Below are 20272 nucleotides of genomic sequence, written 5' to 3' on the forward strand. Positions count from 1 at the left end.
GCTCCGGTTCAGCCAACCAGGCCGGACCCCGCTGCCACCCATGTCATCCGTTATGTCAGGAGCACTCCCGATGCGCAATCATGTTCTGTTGAGTCTTGGCCTGCTGGTCGCCAACGTCGCCCACGCCGATCTGGGGGAGATCCCCCGCCAATCCGGCTGGTCCGGATTCCTGCTGGGCGGGGTCAATGTCGGCAGCCACAAGTCCAACTTCTACGCCGGCGATGACAGCGACAGCCGCATCCAGGATCTCGGCTCCCCCGACAGCGAGAGCGGCCTGAGCCCGCTCATCAACGCCGACATCCGCTACACCTTCGCCGACACCCGCACCCAGGTGTTCCTCGGCAACCTGATCCAGGACGCGGTGCGCTTCGACTTCACCCAGCAGCTCGGCCTGCGCCAGGAGATGGGCGACAAGGGCATAGTCGCCACTTCCCTGGTGTTCAACGTCATGCCGGTGGAGCTGTGGAGCGATCCCTTCGCCACCGGGGTGGATCGCAGCTCCACCGATCTCGAGTCGAAAGGGGTGCGGTTCGCCTGGGACAGGATCTGGGGCAGCAACTTCTACGGCAGCCTCACCAGCCGGGAAGTGGAGCTCGACGAGGAGCGCAGCGGCCAGCAATACGACCAGACCCACGGCACCCAGTATGCCCCCATGCTGGATCGCAACGGCAAGGTCCACGCCATGGAGCTCTCCTACCAGTTCCATTTCGCCGACAACCAGCTGCTGGAGCCCGCGCTCCTCTACCGACAGGCCGACCTCGATGGCAGCGCCGAGAGTTTCAAGAACACCGGCCTGCAACTGACCTACGCCAGGCGCGCGTCCCAGTGGTCCATCGTGAGCAACCTCTATGCCGGCAAGCGCAAGTATGACGAGGCGAACCCCCTGTTCGGCCGGCATGCCGACGCCAGCGAGTTCGCCCTCAACGGCACCTTCTTCTGGCACAACCTGTTCGGGGTCAAGCCGCTCTCCGCCACCTTCACCCTGGCCTATTCCAGCGCCGACTCCGACATCGACTTCTACGACAGCCAGGCCAGCCGCTTCAGCACCGGCCTGCTCTACAACTTCTAACGCGGTCCCCCGCAAACAAGGAGGCCACCCCGGGGGTGGCCTCTTCATTCGTGGTGCCCGTCGCCATCAGATGCCGAGGGAGTCCAGCAGATCGTCGTGCTCGTTGCTCGCCGGGGCGATGGCCTGGGCCGGCTTGGCTGCCAGCTTGGCCTGGGCGATCAGCTCGTCCGGATCCACCTCCTCCTGCACGCCGCCATCATGAATCCGGATGAACTCCGTCTTGTCCATGGCCAGCTCCAGATAGAAGATGTTGTTGCTGGCGGTGAAGAAGGTGACCCTGCGGGTCTCGGGGTTGTCCAGGTTGGTATCGACGCTCAGCATCACCTGCTTGTTCAGGGCCAGCATCTTGGGCTGGTTCTGGGTGATGTGGGTCTGCAACTCGCGCCCCACCTTGGTGGTGAAGCTGCCGACGATCTGGTTCATCAGCTCGCCCATGACGTTGCTCACCTCGTCCGAGGTGTGGGAGATGGCGAGATCCTCCTTGGAGAGCCCCATGCTCAGCATGTAGCGCTCGTAGAGCTCCATGGCCGCGGCGGCGGAGAAGTTGATCACCACCAGCCCGGAGAAGCCGCCGTCAAACAGCACGAAGCAGCCGATGTCCGGCTTGAGGCAGGTCTTGCTGATCCGTTGCACCATGCCGGAGAAGCGCACCTGGGTCTGGGTCGCCGCACTCAATACGCTCGTCACCGAATTGCACAGGCTCAGCAGCACATCCTCTGTGGTCAATACGGCATCATCCTCGGATCTTGTCACTATCATGGAACCTTCCTGCTGATCGAAAAAAATAGACGGGTCTGTCTCAGCGCCCATGTCATCACGCACGGGCGCGAGACGCTAACAGATTGCGCTATCCCTGTGCGCAAAGCGCGAGCCACCTCTCACTTGACTGGATTATCAGTCAGCCAGGGCTGGAATCCATCCAGGGTGGCCAAGCGGGCACGCCAGTTATCGGCCGCCGCTTGCAATGCTTGCGCCTCATGGGGAATGGCGGGACAGGCTCCCCAGATGGGGCCGGGCCAGGCGGCATCGGAGCTGAAACGGGCCACGTGATGCAGATGCAGCTGGGGCACCAGGTTGCCGAGCGCCGCCACGTTGATCTTGTCCGGGCGCAGCACCTGCTCCATCAGGGTGGCGACGGCGCAGGACTCCTGCATCAGCTGTTGCTGCTGTTCGGGGAGCAGGTGGTGGATCTCCCGCAGGTTGGCGACCCTGGGCACCAGGATGAGCCAGGGATACTGGCTGTCTTTGGCAAGCAGGACGCGGCACAGGGGCAGATCCCCGAGAATCCGGGTATCCGCCTGCAGGCGGGGATGCAATTCGAACATGGGGGCCTCGCTGGTCAACTTGGGCACTCGGGAGATGAGAGTGCCCACGTTACTGCAACCAGGGACAAACTTAAAGACGGGGCACGGCCCAGCCGATGAAGCGCTTGCGAAGTTCGGGGTCCGCCTTCAGGAAGAGTTGCTGCAACTGCCCCTCCAGCTCGCTGGCGGGAAGGGCCTGAGCCGGCGTCGCCGCAGCCGTGGCCGCCACCGCACCGGCCGCCGGCACCGCCTGTCCGGCGCCGCGGTTGTATTCCGCCAGCCTGGCATGCCAGTCCATGCCGATCTGCATCCCCTGCACCACCAGCGGCTCCTGCCGCACCTCGAGGGGCTGCCCTCCCGCCAGCAGGCTCAGGGTGGGCGCCTTGGCATAACGCTCCATGCCTGCCTCATCGGTGGGTACGGCGGCCTGCAGGCGGACCGACTGCCCGCGGGCCTCATAGCGGATCACCTGGGGCTCGGAGCGAACCAGGCGATCGTTGTCGCTGCTGCTGCGGCTCGGGATCACCCCCTCATAACGCACCAGCAGTTGCTGCTCCCCGTCCGCCAGCAGGGCGTGCTGCTCGTCCTGCACCTTGCCGGCGCTCACCGCCAGGATCTGGAAATCCCGGGGCACCTCGACCCTGACCTCGGCCTGCACCGAGCCGGCACACAACAAGCCGGCACACAACGACATGACTCCGACCCAACCCTGATGACCCTTCATTCCCTGCCTCTCTTGCGTTCGCGATGATGGGGCAGGGTAGCAACCCCAGATGACAGAAAAATAACGGGACTCTGACTCACCGCAGCAGATAATGGGGCCGCTCGGCGAACCACTGGGCCAGCACCTGCTTGAACAGCCGGATCTTGCGCGGCACCCGCCGCTGCTGGGCGTGCAGCACGTGCAGCGGATGCAGCCCCGTTTGCCACTCGTCCAGCACGACCACCAGCTCTCCCCTGGCCAGGCTGGCCTCCACCAGCATCAGCGGGCACTTGGCAAAGCCCATGCCAGCCCGGGCCAGCTGCAGCACTGTGCTGTAGTGATTGGCCCGCACCCTGCCCTGCACCAGGATGTGCGCCTCCTCCTCTCCCCTGCGAAAATGCCACTGTTCCCAGGCCGGATTGTGGCCCTGCAGCAGGCAGGGGCGCCCCCCCAGCTCATAGGGGGTGGCGGGGCTCCCCTCCCGGGCCAGCAGGGTTGGGCTGGCCACCACCACGTCCTTCAATCGCCCGAGAGGCAGCGCCACCAGGTTGTCAGGGATCTGGCTCATGGCCCGCAGGGCGATGTCGTGCTCCCCCTGGCTCATGTCGATCGTGGCGTTGGTGAAGTTGAGCTCCACCTGGACACCGGGACAGAGCTCGGCAAAGCGGGCGATCAGCTCGCTCACCATGCGGTCCCCCGTGCTGACCGGGCAGGTGAACCTCAGCCGGCCGCTGTCCTCCTCGGTCAGGGCCTGGATGTCCTGCTCCGCCTGGCGGGCCAGGGCGAAGATCTCCCCCGCCTGCTGATAGAGGGTCTTGCCCGCCTCGGTCAGGCTGAGGCGGCGGGTCGTGCGCTGCAGCAGCTGGGCGTTGAGGGACGACTCCAGGGCGCCGACGTGGCGGCTCAGCATCCCCTTGCTCACCCCCAGGGCATCGGCGGCGGCGGAGAAACTGCCCCGCAGCACCACCTCGTAGAAACTGGCCAGATGGGCGATGTCCATTCATTAGCTCCAAAACGGAAACAATGGGTTCATCATAAGCGCTTTTTCTCCTGTCGGAGACGACTAGAATCATCAATATCCCAAACAGGAGTGACCAAGATGAAAATCGTGATCGTGGGTGCCTCCGGCACCATAGGTTCCGCCGTCAGCGACCTGCTCGCCCAGGACCACCAGGTGATCCGGGTCGGCCATAGCCGGGGGGACGCCAGGGTCGACATGCGGGACAAGGCCTCCATCGAGGCGCTGTTCGCCCAGATCGGGCCCTTCGACGCCCTGGTGGTCGCCAGCGGCAGCGTCGCCTTCAACGCCCTGACCGAGATGAGCGACGAGCAGTGGCAGCTGGGGCTCCAGAGCAAGCTGATGGGCCAGATCAACCTGACCCGGGCCGCCATCCCCCACCTGAGCGATCGGGGCTCCATCACCCTCATCAGCGGCATCCTGAGCGAGGAGCCCATCAACTGGGGGGTGAGCGCCAGCACCATCAACGGCGCCATCGAGCACTTCGTGAAGGCGGCCGCCTGCGAGCTGCCCAGAGGACTTCGCATCAACGTGGTGAGCCCCACCGTGCTGGCAGAGTCCATGGACAAGTACGCCGACTTCTTCCCGGGCTTTGTGCCGGTACCCGCCGCCCGGGTGGCGCAGGCCTACAGGAAGTCGGTGCTGGGGGTGCAGACCGGCCAGGTATTCAGGGTCAACGGCTGAGCCCGGCAGACAGAGCAATAAAAAGCGGGCCCCGTCATGGGGCCCGCGTCTTTGTCGGTCTGCGGTTTTCACCGCCGGCAAACGTTTGTTCCCGGGCGGCAAAAAAGGCGGTCAGCCTCAGTCGATCAGGCCGTACTGCTCGCGCAGCACCTCGATGATCTCCTGCTTCGGGTTGGCGCTGCGTACCAGCGGCTGGCCGATGATCTTCTCGGCGATCCCCACATAGGTGTGGGAGATGTCCATCATCACCTCGGTGGGCAGCTTGTTGTCCCGGGCCAGGGCGAAACGTTCCGGCATGCGGTTCTTGTTGAGCAGGATGTCCGGATCCGGGAAGTGGTTCAGCAGCCACTGGCGGAAGCCCTCTTTGGACTTCTCGACGATCTCGCCACGGCGCAGGGCGGCACCGTCCCAGATGCGGGAGCTGTCGGGGGTACCGACCTCATCCATGTAGATGAGCTTCTCGCGGCCGGCGGCGTCGGTCACGTAACCGAACTCGAACTTGGTGTCGACGAAGACCTGATCCAGCGCGGCCAGCGCCTCGCTGATGACGTTGAAGCCCTCCTTGAGCAGCGTCTCGTAGCGGTCGATGTCCGCCGCGGAGCGGAAGCCGAAGGCCTGATGGTGGCGCGCGATGTCGGCGCGGGAGACATTGACGTCGTCCGCCTCCGGCACGCCGTCCAGCCCCTTGAGGATCCCCTTGGTGGACGGGGTGATGAGGATCTCGGGCAGCTTCTGATCCTTCTTCAGCCCTTCCGGCAAGGTGATGCCGCAGAACTCGCGCTCACCGTCCTTGTAGGCACGCCACATGGAGCCGGTGATGTATTGACGGGCGATGGCCTCGATCATCACGGGACGGGCTTTTTGCACTATCCAGACGAAGGGGTGCGGGATGTCCAGGATGTGGCTGTCCGCCAGCCCCTTCTCCTTGAACAACTTGAACCAGTGGCTGGAGATGGCGTTGAGCGCCGCCCCCTTGCCGGGGACGCCGTTCAGGCCGTCCACCCCTTGCCAGATGCAGTCGAAGGCCGAGATGCGATCACTGATCACCATGAGGGCGAGCGGCGTGTCGGCCGGCACATCATAGCCTTTCTCTCTGATGAGCCGGGCACTGTCTGCCGGGGTCAACCAGTAGACGCTGCGCACTTTGCCGGAATGGACAGGTTTATCGGTACGGATCGGCAAATCGTCGTTCACCGCCAATACTTGATCTGCAAGACTCATGGCTAATAACACTTCCTGTTGTGGGACTAGTTGGACAGGCGCACAGGCCCCTGTCTGTGGGGATTCAGCTCGCCAGACACCCGTGCTGCCGGGCCGACAGGGGCAGCGGCGGGTCGGGCATAACAAAACAGGGGCACGAGGCCCCTGTTTCTATTCTGTGTTTGCAGCTCGGTCAGCCAGACCCTTGGCGAATGCCTCGGACAGGCTGATGTACATCTGGGAAATGACGCCGGATGAGACAGGCTTCTTGTCCTTGTCAAACAGGGTGATGGAGGTCTTGCCTCCCGCCATCTCGCCGAGCTGGAAGCGGTACTGGTCTTCCTCCAGCTTGAACGGCTCGGCCCCCTTGGCCTTCCAGAATTCGGCATCCGGCTCGTCGTACTCCACGTCGATCCAGCCCAGGGACTGCTGGGTGTCCTTGATGGTGAAGCCATAGGCCGGCAGCACCTGGTTGAGGCGGCGCCAGACCTGGTCAAACGACCCCTCGGCAATCCAGGCGCTCAGCTCGTTGTTGTCCAGCCCCAGTTCCAGCCCCATGCCATCGCTGGACTTGTGCTGCTCGCGGGCCTTGAGCTGCTTGTCGTAATAGAGGGAGAACTGGTTCAGGGCACGGGTCGCGTAGCGCTGGGCATCGGCCGGCGTCAGCGCCGTGCTGGTCTCGCCGTCGATGGTCTCTTCGTGCTCCAGCACCCGGACCGACATCATGGTGGCGTGGCGCTGCACATCATTCTTCAAGACGAACTGGTAACGCTGACGGATCTTGAAGTCATCGTCTTCTTCCGCCCAGCCATCGAGCACTGCGGTGTTGTCAAACCAGCCGGTCTGCAATACCCCAGCCTGCTGATCCAGCTTCTCGGTGGTCACCTTGTGCTCGGCCAGGAAGTTCATCAGGAAGGCCCAGGTGTCGCGCTCCACGCTCTGGCTGGTGCTCAGGGCATAGAAGGCGATGGTCGGCTCCTCGGCATTGGCCACCACCTGGCTGCCCGGGACCACGGTCAGCAGCTGGGCGGGCGGACGCACATCCACCTTGGCGCCGATGGCGCCCTCGCGGCTGCTCTCTGGCAGGGCCGGAATGTCGAAACCGTTGTTAAAGGCGGGGGTACTCAACCCGGCGGGCACAAGGAAGGCACGGCCTTCGAGGCGGCTCTCTTCATACTCGAAGCCACGGTTGGCCATCTTGCGGTCCTGGGGTGAGCTGCAGGCTGCCAGCACGGCAACCGTCGCGACACTCAGCACCAGGCGCCCTGCATTTCCCTTTCCATTTGCTTTAAACACTCGCCATCAACTCCGCAGTCGTCAGTGCTCGCGCCATCGCCTGCTCTCCCTCTGGGGTGAGGTCGGTCAGGGGCAGGCGCAAGGTCGCCGTCGCCATCAGTCCCAGCCGGGCACAGGCCCACTTCACCGGGATGGGACTCGGTTCACAGAACAGAGTCTGATGCAACGGCATCAATCGATTGTTGATGTCATGCGCCCGTCCGGCATCTCCGGCCAGCGCAGCACGACACATGTCGGCCATCTGGGGCGCCGCAATATTGGTGGTGACCGAAATGACACCATCACCCCCTTGCAGCATGAAATCACATCCGCTGGCGTCATCGCCACTATAAAGCGCAAAATCCGGCCCGCACAGCTCGCGCAGCAGCGGGGTGCGGCCGAGATCGCCGGTTGCCTCTTTCAAACCGATAATGCCGGGCACCTTGGCCAGACGGGCCACCGTCTCCGGTTTGAGGTCACAGCAGGTGCGACCGGGCACATTATAGAGAATTTGAGGCAGACCACTAGCCTCGGCGATCGCACAATAGTGACGATAGAGGCCTTCCTGGGTGGGTTTGTTGTAATAGGGGGTGACCGAGAGACCCGCCACCACGCCGGTGCTGGCGAGACGCCTGGAGAGGGCGATGGCATGCGCCGTGTTGTTGGAGCCGCACCCCGCGATGACCGGGATGCGCCCTGCGGCATATTCCACCGTTTTTTCGACGACGGCGATATGTTCCTGCTCGCTCAGGGTGACCGACTCCCCCGTGGTGCCCACCGCGACGATGGCGCTGGTGCCGGCATCCACATGATACTCGACCAGCTCAGCCAGACTGCTCCAATCGATGTCACCCGAGGCCAGCATGGGGGTAACGAGCGCAACAATACTACCGCGTAACATGGATAATTCTCCCGATTTTCAGGGGCGTAATGGTAAAGCTGCCCCTTTTGAAAAACAAGGGAGGCAAGGGACAAGCCGTGTTACCATCCGCCACAAAACGTATGGATGCACCAGGGCAGGACAGGGCCCGAAGCAGGGCGCCATGCCCGTCAGCGGCGCCCGCTGTCACCGCATTCACAATAATGGACGAGAGACGATTTATGACTCACTACCTGGTCGTAACGGCCATCGGCACGGACAGGCCTGGCATCGTCAATGAGGTGACCCGTCACGTCAGTGGCTGCGGTTGCAACATTGTCGACAGCCGTCTTGGCATTTTCGGCAACGAATTCACCTTCATCATGCTGCTGTCCGGTGACTGGAACAGCCTGATGCAGCTTGAAATCAGCCTCCCCCTGCGCAGTCAGGAGTGGGATCTCATCACCATGATGAAGCGCACCGAGCGCCACCAGTCGCTGCAATATGACATCAGCGCCAGCGCAGAGGTGCTGATCCGGGATCAGCCCGGCATCGTAAGCCAGTGTACCCAGTTCTTCAGCGATCACGGCTGGGACATCCAGGCCATGCAGACCATGACCCTGGAACAACAGCCGTTCAACCTGCTCAAGGCAAACTTCCAGTTGAATCTTTCCAAGCAGGGAGAAGAGAGTGGCTCCAAGGCCGCCTTCGCCGGCTTCTGTCGCGAGCTGGGCGCAGAGTCCTTCGAATTCATCGTCAATCACAAGTACGCCTGATGGCGTTTGGAGACCCCATGTCACCACTAGAAGCTGGTACCCAGGCCCCCGATTTTTCCCTCTCCGACCAGGATGGCAACCAGGTGCGCCTCGCCGATTTGCGCGGCAAGAAGGTGCTAGTCTACTTCTACCCCAAGGCGATGACCCCGGGCTGCACCACCCAGGCCTGCGGCCTGCGCGATGTCAACGCCGAACTGGCGGCTCTGAACGTGGTGGTGCTCGGCATCAGCCCGGACAGCGCCAAGCGCCTGAAAAAGTTCGAGGAGCGCGACAGCCTCAACTTCCGCCTGCTGGCCGATGAGGATCACGCGGTGGCCGATGCGTTCGGCGTCTGGGGCCCGAAGAAGTTCATGGGCAAGGAGTATGACGGCATCCACCGCCTGAGCTTCCTTATCGACGAGGAGGGCAAGGTGGCCCATCGCTTCGACAAGTTCAAGACCAGCGATCACCATCAGGTGGTGCTCGACCTCGTCAAGGGGTAACGCCGTCACCTCGACGCTGCAGCAGGGCCCGCCATCGCGGGCCCTGCCCGTCTCGGCGCGGCATCGGGTGGCCATCCAGGACGGCTTGCCAGCATGTCTCCCCTCCATTTTCTCGCCAACCTCCCCTGCCAGATCAAAAAATTCATCCTGGATATGGGTTAACGTGACCCCAGTTTCATTTTCCAGTGAGAAAGCCCATGAACATGAGCCACACCGAACGCCTGATCCTGAGCAACCAGTACGAGATCCTGGCCAAACTCAATCCGGAAAAGGCGGCGTTTTACCAGCGGGCCAGCACCATAGTCGAGCGCGGCTACTGCCTGCAGATCCTCGAGCTGGAGAAGAGCTTCGGCCACCTGGATCTCGCCACCTGCCAGGAGGTGATAGACACCCTGGAGATGCACCACGCGCTGGCCATCTCCTGGGGCAATCTGGACGCCGGCGCCCGGGCCGAGGTGAATGAAAGCCGTCTGGCCTTCAACGGCTACAGCCGCAGTCAGGAGCGGGAGCTAGCGGACTATGTCTGCTTCCTGCTGGAGGTGGACAAGCGTTTCCCCGAACTGCCCTGCCCCTGCGACGAGCTCTCCAGCGACATCGCCATGCGCGACAAGTACCAGCGCATGCTGGCGCTCTGGCGCCAGTGCCCCCGTCAGTACAAGCTCTCCATCCAGGAGATCAGCAAGGTGCTGGCGGCCTGACCATGAAAAAGGCGCCCCGGGGCGCCTTTGTCGAATGAGCAACCAGGGTCACTCGTAGAGGAAGGATTTGTCCAGCTGCTTGAAGGCGGCGTTGAGGGTATCGGCCAGCTCCTCGTAACGGGGACGAGCCACCAGCTGACGCTGGCCACCCTGCTCGTTCATCTTGCCGTTGATCTCCCGGTACCAGTTTGCGAGGGAAGGGGGCAACCGGGTGTCGGCGCGCTGGCCGAGCCAGTAATAGCCCTGCAGCGGCAGGCTGAGCAGGAAGAGGACGGATGCCATGACGGAGGGCCAGTAATGCAGTTCGCCGAACTGGAACTGCACCATGACGCTGAGCACGGCCAGGGCCGGGATCACCTTGAGGGCGAACTCGGTCGCCCTGATCACCCGGTTTTCCGGGAACATGGAATTAAGCTCGGGACGGCGCGGCCAAAGAGTCATATAATGACGGCCTTGCTGTAATTTAGTTCCAAAAATGTTCATGCTCATGCTACCTCCGAGCTCTTTTCGAACGCATTAACGGCAAAACCTCGACAATATTTGAGAAGCAATAACAAAGGTTGAGGATGACTTTGTTATTTTTCAACAATCAGGTTATCCTTTGTACGCCCATTTTTACGCTGGCGCATCGCCGCCGGCCAGTCAGGGACGTCTGAGTTTCGGGTCTTGTATCACTATACAAGGGGCAAGCAACAGATTGCCAACCCTCATAAGGATAAGTTGATTGTTTTTGGACGCACCGCGTCCGGCGCATCCTCCAACCCAACCCAATCTGCGATAGGATTTATTCATGAGTAAGCTGGTTCTTGTTCTTAACTGTGGCAGCTCGTCCCTGAAGTTTGCTGTCATTGACGCAACCACCGGTGATGATCTGCTGTCTGGCCTGGCCGAATGCTTCAACCTCGACGATGCCCGCATCAAGTGGAAGCTGAACGGTGAGAAAGGCAACGCCGATCTGGGTGCCGGTGCCGCTCACCAGGAGGCGCTGGACTTCATCGTCCACAAGATCCTGCCGCTCAACCCTGAATTATCCAAGAACCTGATCGCCATCGGTCACCGCGTGGTACACGGCGGCGAGCGCTTCACCTCTTCCGTGCGGATCTGCGACGACGTGATCGCCGGCATCGAAGCCGCCATCCCCTACGCGCCGCTGCACAACCCGGCTCACCTGATCGGTATCCGTGCCGCCCTGAAGGTCTTCCCGGAGCTGGCCGAGAAGAACGTGGCCGTGTTCGACACCGCCTTCCACCAGACCATGCCGGAAGAAGCCTTCCTGTACGCCCTGCCGTACAAGCTCTACAAGGAGAACGGCATCCGTCGCTACGGCGCCCACGGCACCAGCCACTACTACATCAGCCTGGAAGCGGCCAAGCAGCTGAACAAGCCGGTTTCCGAGCTGAACATCATCAACTGCCACCTGGGCAACGGCGGCTCCGTCTGCGCCATCAAGAATGGCCAGTCCGTCGACACCTCCATGGGCCTGACCCCGCTGGAAGGCCTGGTGATGGGGACCCGTTCCGGTGACATCGATCCGGCCATCATCTTCTTCCTGCACGACAAGCTGGGCATGAGCGTCGCCGAGATCAACACCATGCTGACCAAGGAGTCCGGCCTGCAGGGTCTGACCGAAGTCACCTCCGACTGCCGTTTCGTTGAAGACAACTACGACAGCAAGGAAGAAGCCAAGCGCGCCATGGACGTGTACTGCTACCGTCTGGCCAAGTACATCGGTGCCTACGCCGCCGCCATGGACGGTCGTCTGGATGCCGTGGTCTTCACCGGTGGCATCGGCGAGAATTCCGCCCCGATCCGTGAGATCACCCTGAACAAGCTGGGCCTGCTGGGCTTTGACGTCGACCACGACGCCAACCTGAAAGCACGCTTCGGCAAGGGCGGCGAGATCACCAAGGCTGGTTCCACCAAGGCCCTGGTCATCCCGACCAACGAAGAGTGGGTCATCGCCCACGACGCGCTGGAACTGGTCGGCGCATAAATTAGCTGTAGAGCAAGGCCGCCCCAGGGCGGCCTTTTCCTGATCCCAAAAAATGAACAAGGGGTAATAAGTGGCACGCACTATTATGCTCATCCCGGTCGGCACTGGTGTCGGCGTAACTTCCGTGAGTCTTGGCGTCGTTCGCGCCATGGAACGTCACGGTGTCAATGTCAGCTTCTTCAAACCGGTCGCTCAGCCGCGTCCGGGTGAAACCGGTACCGAGCGCTCCACCGCCGTGATCCGCGCCGCCGCCAACATCAACCCGCCCGAGCCGTTCGCCCTCTCCTACGCCGAGAACATGATCACCTCCAGCAACACCGACATCCTGCTGGAAGAGATCGTGGCCCGCTTCGAAGAGCACGTGAAGAGCAGCGGTGCCGAAGTGGTGGTGATCGAGGGCCTGGTGCCGACCGACAAGCAACCCTTTGCCAACAAGCTGAACTACGACGTCGCCAAGGCGCTGGACGCCGACATGGTGTTCGTGACTCATCCGGGCAACGACTCCAGCCAGAAGCTCAAAGAGCGCATCGAGCTGGCCTGCTCCAACTTCGGTGGCGTCAGCAACCCGCGCATCGTGGGCTGCGTCATCAACAAGGTGGGTGCCCCGGTTGACGAGCACGGCGTGACCCGTCCCGACCTGACCGAGATGTTCGAGGCGCACCACCACGGCGCCGACACCGGCCACAACCTGGAAGTGTTGCAGGTGTTCGGCAAGAGCCCGCTGCGCATCCTGGGCTGCATCCCCTGGAACACCCAGCTGATCGCCCCCCGCGCCAAGGATCTCGCCAAGCACCTGGCCGCCAAGATCATCAACAAGGGTGAGCTGGAGAGCCGCCGCCTGCAGACCGTGACCTTCTGCGCCCGCTCCATCCACAACATGATCGAGCACTTCCGTCCGGGCAGCCTGCTGGTCACCTCCGGCGACCGTTCCGACGTCATCGTCTCCGCCTGCCTGTCCGCCATGAACGGCGTCAAGCTGGGAGCCCTGCTGCTGACCGGCAACTATCATCCGGAACCCCAGGTGATGGCCCTGTGCCAACAGGCCATGGCCACCGGCCTGCCGATCATGATCACCGGCACCAACACCTGGCAGACCGCCGTCAGCCTGCAGAACTTCAACGTCGATATCCCGGAAGATGACCGCGAGCGGATCGAGCTGGTGCAAGACTACGTGGCTGGCCACATCGACAAGCACTGGATCGAGTCTCTCTCTGCCAAGTCCACCCGCTCCCGTCGCCTGAGCCCGCCGGCCTTCCGTTATCAGCTGACCGAGCTGGCCCGCCAGGCCAACAAGCGCGTCGTGCTGCCGGAAGGGGAAGAGCCGCGCACCATTAAGGCCGCCGCCATCTGTGCCGAGCGTGGCATCGCCCGTCCGGTGCTGCTGGGCAACCCGGACGAGATCCGCCGCGTCGCCGAACAGCAGGGTGTGATCCTGACCGACCGCGTCGAGATCATCGATCCGGTGGCCGTGCGCGAGCGCTACGTGGCCCGTCTGGTCGAGCTGCGCAAGAACAAGGGCATGACCGAAGTAGTGGCCCGCGAACAGCTGGAAGACAACGTGGTGCTGGGCACCATGATGCTGGAGCGCAACGAGGTCGACGGCCTGGTCTCCGGCGCGGTGCACACCACCGCCAACACCATCCGTCCGCCGATGCAGATCATCAAGACAGCACCGGGCTCGTCCCTGATCTCCTCCATCTTCTTCATGCTGCTGCCGGATCAGGTGCTGGTCTACGGTGACTGCGCCATCAACCCGGATCCCACTGCCGAGCAGCTGGCCGAGATCGCCATCCAGTCCGCTGACTCCGCTGCCGCCTTCGGCATCGAGCCGCGCGTGGCCATGATCTCCTACTCCACCGGTACCTCAGGCGCCGGCGCGGACGTGGAGAAGGTGCGTGAAGCGACCGAGCTGGCCAAGGCCAAGCGTCCCGACCTCATCATCGACGGTCCGCTGCAGTACGATGCGGCCATCATGGAGAACGTCGCCAAGTCCAAGGCCCCGAACTCCCCGGTAGCGGGCAAGGCCACCGTGTTCGTGTTCCCGGACCTGAACACCGGCAACACCACCTACAAGGCGGTACAGCGCTCCGCCGAGCTGGTCTCCATCGGCCCCATGCTGCAAGGCATGCGCAAGCCGGTCAACGACCTCTCCCGCGGTGCCCTGGTGGACGACATCGTCTACACCATCGCCCTGACCGGTATCCAGGCAGCCCAGGCCGAGTAATCGCCTTTTCTGCCTGTCCCGTGAAAAACCCGCCGAGAGGCGGGTTTTTTTATGTCTGGTGGAAGATCTGTTGATCGGCAAGATCAGGAAAGGATCCCGCCGGGATCCAAGGGCGGATCCCCATAGCCCCTGCCGCAAGGCGCGGACGATAAGCAAACACTCACACCCTCGCCAGAGGATTGCGCAAATGCGATCCAGCCGGGATCAACTTGAAATACCTCTTTAAGATCAAGCTACTAACGCCAGAAACACCGCTAATCTACAGAGTTTTCCACAGCTTTTGTGGATAGTTTACCGATCATTTGAAAGAAAATGACAGATTCGCTCAGCCCCCTCTTGGGCATGACGCCGAGGCATGCCCCTCTCGGGCAACAGGGAGGACTCGCCAGGCCGAAGGATACGCCCGGGGCAGACATGACAAAGGGCTCCGAGGAGCCCTTTGGAATACTATCGGACCGGATTCCCGATCAGGGGCGCAGTGACTTGTCCGCCCGGGAGATGCCGCAGACGCCGGAACGCACCACTTCGATGATCTCGTTGGTCTGGGCGGCGGTCTTGATGAAGGCGTCCAGCTTCTCGCTGGTTCCGACGAGCTGCACCGTGTAGAGCTCGGGGGTGACGTCCACGATCTGGCCGCGGAAGATGTCCGCCAGCCGTTTCAGCTCGTCACGGGCCCCGCCGGCGGCGCGGGCTTTCACCAGGGCGATCTCCCGCTCGATGTGCTCCCCTTCGCTCAAGTCGCACACCTTGAGCACGTCCACCAGCTTGTGCAACTGCTTCTGGATCTGCTCCAGCACCCGCTCGTCCCCCATGGTGACGATGGTCATGCGAGACAGGGTGGGATCCTCGGTGGGGGCCACCGTCAGGGTCTCGATGTTGTAGCCGCGCTGGGAGAAGAGGCCCACCACGCGGCTCAGGGCGCCGGATTCGTTCTCCAGCAGTACTGAAATGATGTGTCTCATCAGGTTCTCTCCGTCTTGCTCAGCCACATCTCGTCCATGGCGCCGAACTTTATCTGCATTGGATAGACGTGCTCGTCCGGGTCAACCGAGATATCCATGAACACCAGCCTGTCCTTCATGGCGAAGGCCTTCTCCATGGCACTCTCCAGCTCGGCGGGATCGCTCACCGCCATGCCGACGTGACCATAGGCTTCCGCCAGCTTGACGAAGTCCGGCAGGGATTCCATGTAGGAGTGGCTGTGACGGCCGCCGTAGAACATCTTCTGCCACTGCTTGACCATGCCCAGCGCACGGTTGTTGATGGAGATGATCTTGATGGGCACCCCGTACTGCATGCAGGTGGAGAGCTCCTGGATGTTCATCTGCACCGAGCCGTCGCCGGTGACGCAGCAGACCACCGCATCCGGATTGGCAAACTGGGCGCCCATGGCGGCCGGGATGCCGAAGCCCATGGTGCCGAGGCCCCCTGAGTTGATCCACTGGCGCGGCTTGGCAAACGGGTAGTAGAGGGCGGCGAACATCTGGTGCTGGCCCACGTCGGAGGCGACGAAGGCCTCCCCCTTGGTCACCTTGTAGAGCGCCTCGATGACCTGCTGCGGCTTGATCAGGGTGGGATGGGTCTCGTAGGCCAGGCAGTGGCGGGAACGCCACTGATCGATCTGGCTCCACCAGTCCGCCAGCACCTGCTTGTCGTTGTCGAAGCCGCACTCGCGGATCACTTCCAGCATCTGCTCCAGCACGGTATCCACCGAGCCGACGATGGGCACGTGGGCCTGCACCGTCTTGGAGATGGAGGTGGGATCGATGTCGATGTGCACCACGGTGGCATTGGGGCAGAACTTGGCCACGTTGTTGGTGACGCGGTCGTCGAAGCGGGCTCCCACGGCGAAGATGAGGTCTGCGTTGTGCATACTCTTGTTCGCTTCGAAGGTGCCGTGCATGCCGAGCATGCCGATGAACTGCGGGTGGGTACCGGGGAAGGCGCCAAGCCCCATCAGGGTGGTGGTCACCGGCAGGTTCAGCTGCTCCGCCAGCTTGGTCACCAGGTGATCCGCATTGGCGTTGATGGCGCCGCCGCCCACGTACATCACCGGACGGCTCGCCTCGGTCAGCAGCTTGGCGGCACGCTTGATCTGGCCCTTGTGTCCGGCCTTGGTCGGGTTGTAGGAACGCAGGGAAACGGACTCGGGATACTGATAGGGGAACTTCTCTTTCGGATTCTGCACGTCTTTGGGCAGATCCACCACCACGGGCCCCGGGCGGCCACTGGCGGCGATGTAGTAGGCCTTCTTGATGGCCTCGGGAATGTCGCTGGCTTTCTTGCACAGGAAGCTGTGCTTCACCACCGGGCGGGAGATCCCGATCATGTCGGTCTCCTGGAACGCATCCTCCCCGATCATGCTGGTCGGCACCTGGCCGGACAGGATCACCAGGGGAATGGAGTCCATGTAGGCGGTCGCGATGCCCGTGATGCAGTTGGTGGCGCCGGGACCCGAGGTCACCAGCACAGTGCCCACCTTGCCGGTGGAGCGGGCGTAACCGTCCGCCATGTGTACCGCGGCCTGCTCGTGCCGCACCAGGACGTGCTCCATCTTGCCGTTTTCGAAGAGAGCGTCATAGATGTCGAGCACTGAGCCACCAGGGTAGCCGAATACGTGCTCAACTCCCTGATCTTCCAGCGCTCTAACCACCATCTGGGCGCCTGATAACATCTCCATGATAAAGCCCTCCAGGCTTTGCTCCGTTAAGCGAAAGCTATCGACAGTCCGCTGCTTCCCGGCAGCGCCGATCCGAGTCTTGTTGTTGTCTGCAGGCAGATCTGGCGAGTTCGGAGCCGTCGATAGTAGAAAAGTAGGGGTTTTCCATCATTCACCCGAAAAGCGGGTGAAAAACCAACTTAACCCGCCCGTGAACGCTTGTCCACGGCTTTGTCTGGCGAGAACAGTCAGAAATTTCAAACAGCCATTAACATTCAGTGACTTGGTCAGACGACCTGCAACAAAGAGGGGTGTATGGGGAGCAAACCAGAGGATCATGCTGCCAATCTGCGAAGAGACCAAAAGAAACGGCCCCCCCCCAGGGGGTGGGCCGTCAAAGACAGGTCAGTTTCACTGCTCGTCTTCGGGCTCCGCCAGCCAGATCTGCTGATCTGGGTCCGTCTCTTCGCAGACCGAGATGCTGACGCCCATGTCGATCAGCTCGTGCAGCGTCAGATTGTCCGCCAGGGTCATGGTGTCGCCGTTTTCATTGGTAAAGCGCATGTTGTCCGTCCTCTCCGTGATGGGATCAACTCAGTTTAGTCAAAGGCGCTGAGTTGGGATAACCAGGGTCGCGCCAGGGGGTTGCCCGCCAATTCGCTGAGCCGATCGCACACCTCCTCCGGGAAGAGGGTGCGGGCCCACAACCGGCGGGAGAGTGACTCGGTTTCTTCCACCGCCCCTGCGGCCAACCAGTCGGCCAGCTCCCCCGCCACATCGGGATAGCACACCCTGCCGGGGGCTGGCGCATCCAGCCAGGCTCTCACCCCATTGGCATCCAGCGCCTCCATCAGCTGGGCCAGCCCCATCAGTTCCAGGGTCCTGCCGTTGGTCAACTGCTCGAACTGGCCGACCAGGGGTTTGACCAGCAGTTTCTTGCCCAGCGACAAGGCTTCGGACGCCAGCTCGAACCCCGCATTGCTGATGACGCCGCGGCAACCCGCCAGCGCCTGTTTGAACCCCTCCCTCGCCTGGGGCTCGAAGCGGATGTTGCGCCACTGGCTGGCACTGCGAATGGCCGGATGAAAGCAGACGAAGCGCTGCTGGCTGAAACGCGACAGCAGGGCCGCGATGGCCTCGGTCTGCTCGAACGGCAGATAGACCAGGATCTGCTGGTTGTCTGGGGTCGGCGCCAGAGGATCTATGATGGGCGGCAGCAGGGGCTGGCCGAAGTGAAACCAGTGCAGGCCGAGTGACCGGCTCACCGGTGCGAAATGACGCATCAGCTGGTGATTGAAGCGGCTCTCTCCCCAACGCGGAATGGGCCAGTCGAAGCTGGCCTGATGGCTGATGGTGAGGCTGGGCTTGCCCCAACGCCGGGCGGCATGGGCCGTGATCGGCTCGAAGTCGCTGATGACGAGATCGTAGTCGCGGCAGTCGAGGGCGTGCAGATCCTGCCAGAAACGCAGGGGCGAGAGACCCTTGAGGGTACGCCAGCCCGAGATGCGCCCCTGATGGCTGGCGAAGGTGATACCGGGAAAGGTGCGATAGTCCCCGAATTCCCCCATCTCGAAGTAGCCGTCGGCGGCACGGCCGCTGAACAGGTAGTCGACCTCGATCCCCCTGGCTTTCAGCGCCCTGGCCAGCGTACGGCTGCGACTGATGTGGCCGTTGCCGGTCCCCTGCACCCCGAACAGTATTCTCATCCCTGGCTCCAGCCGAGCGCCCAGAGGGCGCAACCGCCGCCGAGCAGGGCACCGGCCACCAGATCGCTGAGATAATGCACCCCGAGCAGCAGGCGGGAGGCGCCCACCAGCGTCGCCCAGACGAACAGCCATGGAGCCCAGCCTGGGAAGCCCGCGGCCAGCACGGTCGCCATCAGGAAGGCCGCCGCCGTGTGACCGGATGGCAGGCTGTAGCGATCGGAGGGAGTGATGAAGACAGGCAGGCCCGCCGGGCGCTGGCGCCTCAGGGCATTCTTGAGCAGCAGGTAGAGCGGCAGCTCGAGGGCAAAGGCCCACAGCGCCGTCTGCACCACGGCTCGCCCGCTCTCTCCCTGCCACCAGAGCAGGGCCGCCAGTACCCCATAGAGGGGACCGTCGCCGGTACGGGAGACGAACCGGCTGATACTGGCCTGCGGCCGGTTGTAGGGATGGAGCAGGCAGACACGGCACACCCGCAGGTCCCATTGCTGGATCTTGTTCATCACGCCCCCTTCCCTTGAGTCTTGGATGCAGACTAGGGGAGCGGCGTGACACTTCATTGACGTTCAAATAACAGATCGATGAAAAAAGGGCCCTGCGGCCCTGTTTTCATCGATTTCCGGCACACCTCAGTTCAGGGAACCGCGCAGACCGTTCTCCATCAACTGGCAGTTGTGGGCCGCCAAGCGGCTCATGAAGCTCTCGTCCACGGTCAGACCGAACACCTGCTCGTAGAGATCCTTCATCACGAACGGCTGCCACATCATGCTGAGGAAGGAGATCTTCAGCATCTCGGGATCCAGGTTGTCCGCCAGCTGGCCGTTGGAACGCATGGTATCGAGCAGGGCATCGAACTGGGGAAGCTGGCGTTCCAGTAGACGGTTCAGCACAAAATCCCGCCCCGGGCTCTTCTCGGTCGACAATGCGCTGGAGATGGCGGAGGTCAGCTCGCTGTTCGGCGCCATCACCTGGTAATAGGTGTTGAGCAGATCGGTCAGGCTGCGATTGCTGCTCTCGTCGTGCCAGGCCTGATCCAGCGGCTCGGCCACATCCCCCAGCACCGCCTTGTAGAGGCCTTCCTTGCTGCCGAAGTAGTAGTGGATCATCGCCAGATTGGAACCGGCCAACTCGGCAATCTCGCGGGTCGTCACCTTGCTGTAAGGGGTGTTGAGAAAACGTTCGCGTGCGGCGGCAAGCAGCTTGTCACGAATGTCGGAACGTCCGACCGGACGGCCAGGTCTGCGTTTTTCCATGGAATACCTCAGATAATTCAGCAAGGGCTGATAAGTCGATCTGATTGTGCGGGTGATCGAGTACAGCAGGAATGACCAGATAATCAGGCATGAACCGAATATGGGACAAGAGAATTTGCACTCCTTTACAATCCGATTAAATAACCCAGTGAATTGAACCTGTCCGTTCAGGTTGACACAGCATAAAAATCTCGATATTGGTAGTAGCGTTATCGACTGGAAGGATTGAGTCATCATGCGTATTGCCGCCCCGCTACTACTGCTCTCCCTAATCGCGACTCCTCGCGCGGGATCCTTGTAGCCGGGCTAAGGCATAGCCGGAATTTACAGAAACCCGTGCACCCCGCACGGGTTTTTTTATGCCATGCAGGA

The 20272-nt window shown here is 62.2% G+C and carries 21 protein-coding genes; 7 read left to right on the forward strand and 14 right to left on the reverse strand.

Annotated features, from left to right (window positions below):
• The first annotated feature begins 70 nt into the window (after positions 1-70).
• The gene (locus R2B70_RS15840; protein ID WP_318161954.1) at positions 71-1069 is read left to right on the forward strand and encodes a DUF2860 family protein; all 999 of its coding nucleotides are present in this window, start codon (positions 71-73) and stop codon (positions 1067-1069) included.
• Positions 1070-1135: 66 nt separating this feature from the next.
• Here R2B70_RS15840 and R2B70_RS15845 read toward each other — a convergent pair whose 3' ends face one another.
• The 4 genes from R2B70_RS15845 to R2B70_RS15860 form a co-directional block, all read right to left on the reverse strand.
• Positions 1136-1828: a DUF3334 family protein gene (locus R2B70_RS15845; protein ID WP_042078301.1), complete on the reverse strand. Its 693-nt coding sequence runs from the start codon at positions 1826-1828 to the stop codon at positions 1136-1138.
• A gap of 119 nt (positions 1829-1947) precedes the next feature.
• Positions 1948-2394 carry an HIT domain-containing protein gene (locus R2B70_RS15850; RefSeq protein WP_042078340.1) on the reverse strand — a complete coding sequence of 149 codons (447 nt, stop codon included), beginning with the start codon at positions 2392-2394 and terminating at the stop codon, positions 1948-1950.
• Positions 2395-2464: 70 nt separating this feature from the next.
• Positions 2465-3097: a DUF2057 domain-containing protein gene (locus R2B70_RS15855; protein WP_318161955.1), complete on the reverse strand. Its 633-nt coding sequence runs from the start codon at positions 3095-3097 to the stop codon at positions 2465-2467.
• Between the two features lie 76 nt (positions 3098-3173).
• Complete coding sequence (locus tag R2B70_RS15860) at positions 3174-4076, reverse strand: LysR family transcriptional regulator (RefSeq protein ID WP_219142769.1); 903 nt, start codon at positions 4074-4076, stop codon at positions 3174-3176.
• A 99-nt stretch (positions 4077-4175) separates the two neighbouring features.
• Between R2B70_RS15860 and R2B70_RS15865 the strand changes: the two genes are divergently transcribed.
• Positions 4176-4778, forward strand: a complete 603-nt coding sequence (locus R2B70_RS15865) for a short chain dehydrogenase (protein WP_209794617.1) — start codon at positions 4176-4178, stop codon at positions 4776-4778.
• A gap of 117 nt (positions 4779-4895) precedes the next feature.
• Here R2B70_RS15865 and R2B70_RS15870 read toward each other — a convergent pair whose 3' ends face one another.
• The 3 genes from R2B70_RS15870 to dapA form a co-directional block, all read right to left on the reverse strand.
• Positions 4896-5999 carry a phosphoribosylaminoimidazolesuccinocarboxamide synthase gene (locus R2B70_RS15870; protein WP_042078295.1) on the reverse strand — a complete coding sequence of 368 codons (1104 nt, stop codon included), beginning with the start codon at positions 5997-5999 and terminating at the stop codon, positions 4896-4898.
• A 150-nt stretch (positions 6000-6149) separates the two neighbouring features.
• Complete coding sequence (gene bamC, locus R2B70_RS15875) at positions 6150-7274, reverse strand: outer membrane protein assembly factor BamC (protein ID WP_318161956.1); 1125 nt, start codon at positions 7272-7274, stop codon at positions 6150-6152.
• Positions 7267-8154: a 4-hydroxy-tetrahydrodipicolinate synthase gene (dapA, locus tag R2B70_RS15880; protein ID WP_042078292.1), complete on the reverse strand. Its 888-nt coding sequence runs from the start codon at positions 8152-8154 to the stop codon at positions 7267-7269. Before dapA ends, bamC begins: the two co-directional genes overlap by 8 nt.
• A gap of 200 nt (positions 8155-8354) precedes the next feature.
• Here dapA and R2B70_RS15885 point away from each other — a divergent pair, with 200 nt between their 5' ends.
• The 3 genes from R2B70_RS15885 (at position 8355) to R2B70_RS15895 (ending at position 10068) form a co-directional block, all read left to right on the forward strand.
• Positions 8355-8888 carry a glycine cleavage system protein R gene (locus tag R2B70_RS15885; RefSeq protein WP_042078290.1) on the forward strand — a complete coding sequence of 178 codons (534 nt, stop codon included), beginning with the start codon at positions 8355-8357 and terminating at the stop codon, positions 8886-8888.
• 17 nt (positions 8889-8905) lie between these two features.
• Positions 8906-9370, forward strand: a complete 465-nt coding sequence (gene bcp, locus R2B70_RS15890) for a thioredoxin-dependent thiol peroxidase (RefSeq protein WP_042078289.1) — start codon at positions 8906-8908, stop codon at positions 9368-9370.
• Positions 9371-9567: 197 nt separating this feature from the next.
• Positions 9568-10068: a YfbU family protein gene (locus R2B70_RS15895; RefSeq protein WP_318161957.1), complete on the forward strand. Its 501-nt coding sequence runs from the start codon at positions 9568-9570 to the stop codon at positions 10066-10068.
• Between the two features lie 48 nt (positions 10069-10116).
• Here R2B70_RS15895 and yfbV read toward each other — a convergent pair whose 3' ends face one another.
• The gene (yfbV, locus tag R2B70_RS15900; protein WP_042078286.1) at positions 10117-10557 is read right to left on the reverse strand and encodes a terminus macrodomain insulation protein YfbV; all 441 of its coding nucleotides are present in this window, start codon (positions 10555-10557) and stop codon (positions 10117-10119) included.
• Between the two features lie 301 nt (positions 10558-10858).
• Here yfbV and R2B70_RS15905 point away from each other — a divergent pair, with 301 nt between their 5' ends.
• Together R2B70_RS15905 and pta are read left to right on the forward strand one after the other, a co-directional pair.
• Positions 10859-12061, forward strand: a complete 1203-nt coding sequence (locus R2B70_RS15905; RefSeq protein WP_318161958.1) for an acetate kinase — start codon at positions 10859-10861, stop codon at positions 12059-12061.
• A 70-nt stretch (positions 12062-12131) separates the two neighbouring features.
• Complete coding sequence (pta, locus tag R2B70_RS15910) at positions 12132-14285, forward strand: phosphate acetyltransferase (protein ID WP_043758167.1); 2154 nt, start codon at positions 12132-12134, stop codon at positions 14283-14285.
• 467 nt (positions 14286-14752) lie between these two features.
• Here the strand turns inward: pta and ilvN are convergent, their stop codons facing one another.
• From ilvN to R2B70_RS15940, 6 genes are all read right to left on the reverse strand, one after another.
• The gene (gene ilvN, locus R2B70_RS15915) at positions 14753-15247 is read right to left on the reverse strand and encodes an acetolactate synthase small subunit (RefSeq protein ID WP_010673160.1); all 495 of its coding nucleotides are present in this window, start codon (positions 15245-15247) and stop codon (positions 14753-14755) included.
• Entirely contained in the window at positions 15247-16965 is a 1719-nt protein-coding gene (locus tag R2B70_RS15920) for an acetolactate synthase 3 large subunit (RefSeq protein WP_042078282.1), read from the reverse strand. Before R2B70_RS15920 ends, ilvN begins: the two co-directional genes overlap by 1 nt.
• Positions 16966-17355: 390 nt before the next feature.
• Positions 17356-17508 carry a hypothetical protein gene (locus tag R2B70_RS15925; RefSeq protein WP_084202933.1) on the reverse strand — a complete coding sequence of 51 codons (153 nt, stop codon included), beginning with the start codon at positions 17506-17508 and terminating at the stop codon, positions 17356-17358.
• A gap of 35 nt (positions 17509-17543) precedes the next feature.
• Positions 17544-18650, reverse strand: coding sequence for an MJ1255/VC2487 family glycosyltransferase (locus R2B70_RS15930; RefSeq protein WP_042078281.1), 1107 nt, complete (start codon positions 18648-18650; stop codon positions 17544-17546).
• On the reverse strand, positions 18647-19150 hold the full coding sequence (locus tag R2B70_RS15935; RefSeq protein WP_042078280.1) for a phosphatase PAP2 family protein: 504 nt from the start codon (positions 19148-19150) through the stop codon (positions 18647-18649). The genes R2B70_RS15930 and R2B70_RS15935 overlap by 4 nt, the downstream gene beginning before the upstream one ends.
• A 126-nt stretch (positions 19151-19276) precedes the next feature.
• Positions 19277-19900, reverse strand: a complete 624-nt coding sequence (locus R2B70_RS15940) for a TetR/AcrR family transcriptional regulator (RefSeq protein WP_042078279.1) — start codon at positions 19898-19900, stop codon at positions 19277-19279.
• Positions 19901-20272 lie beyond the last annotated feature (372 nt).

This window comes from Aeromonas sp. XH (genome assembly GCF_033348475.1).
GTDB lineage: Bacteria > Pseudomonadota > Gammaproteobacteria > Enterobacterales > Aeromonadaceae > Aeromonas > Aeromonas sanarellii.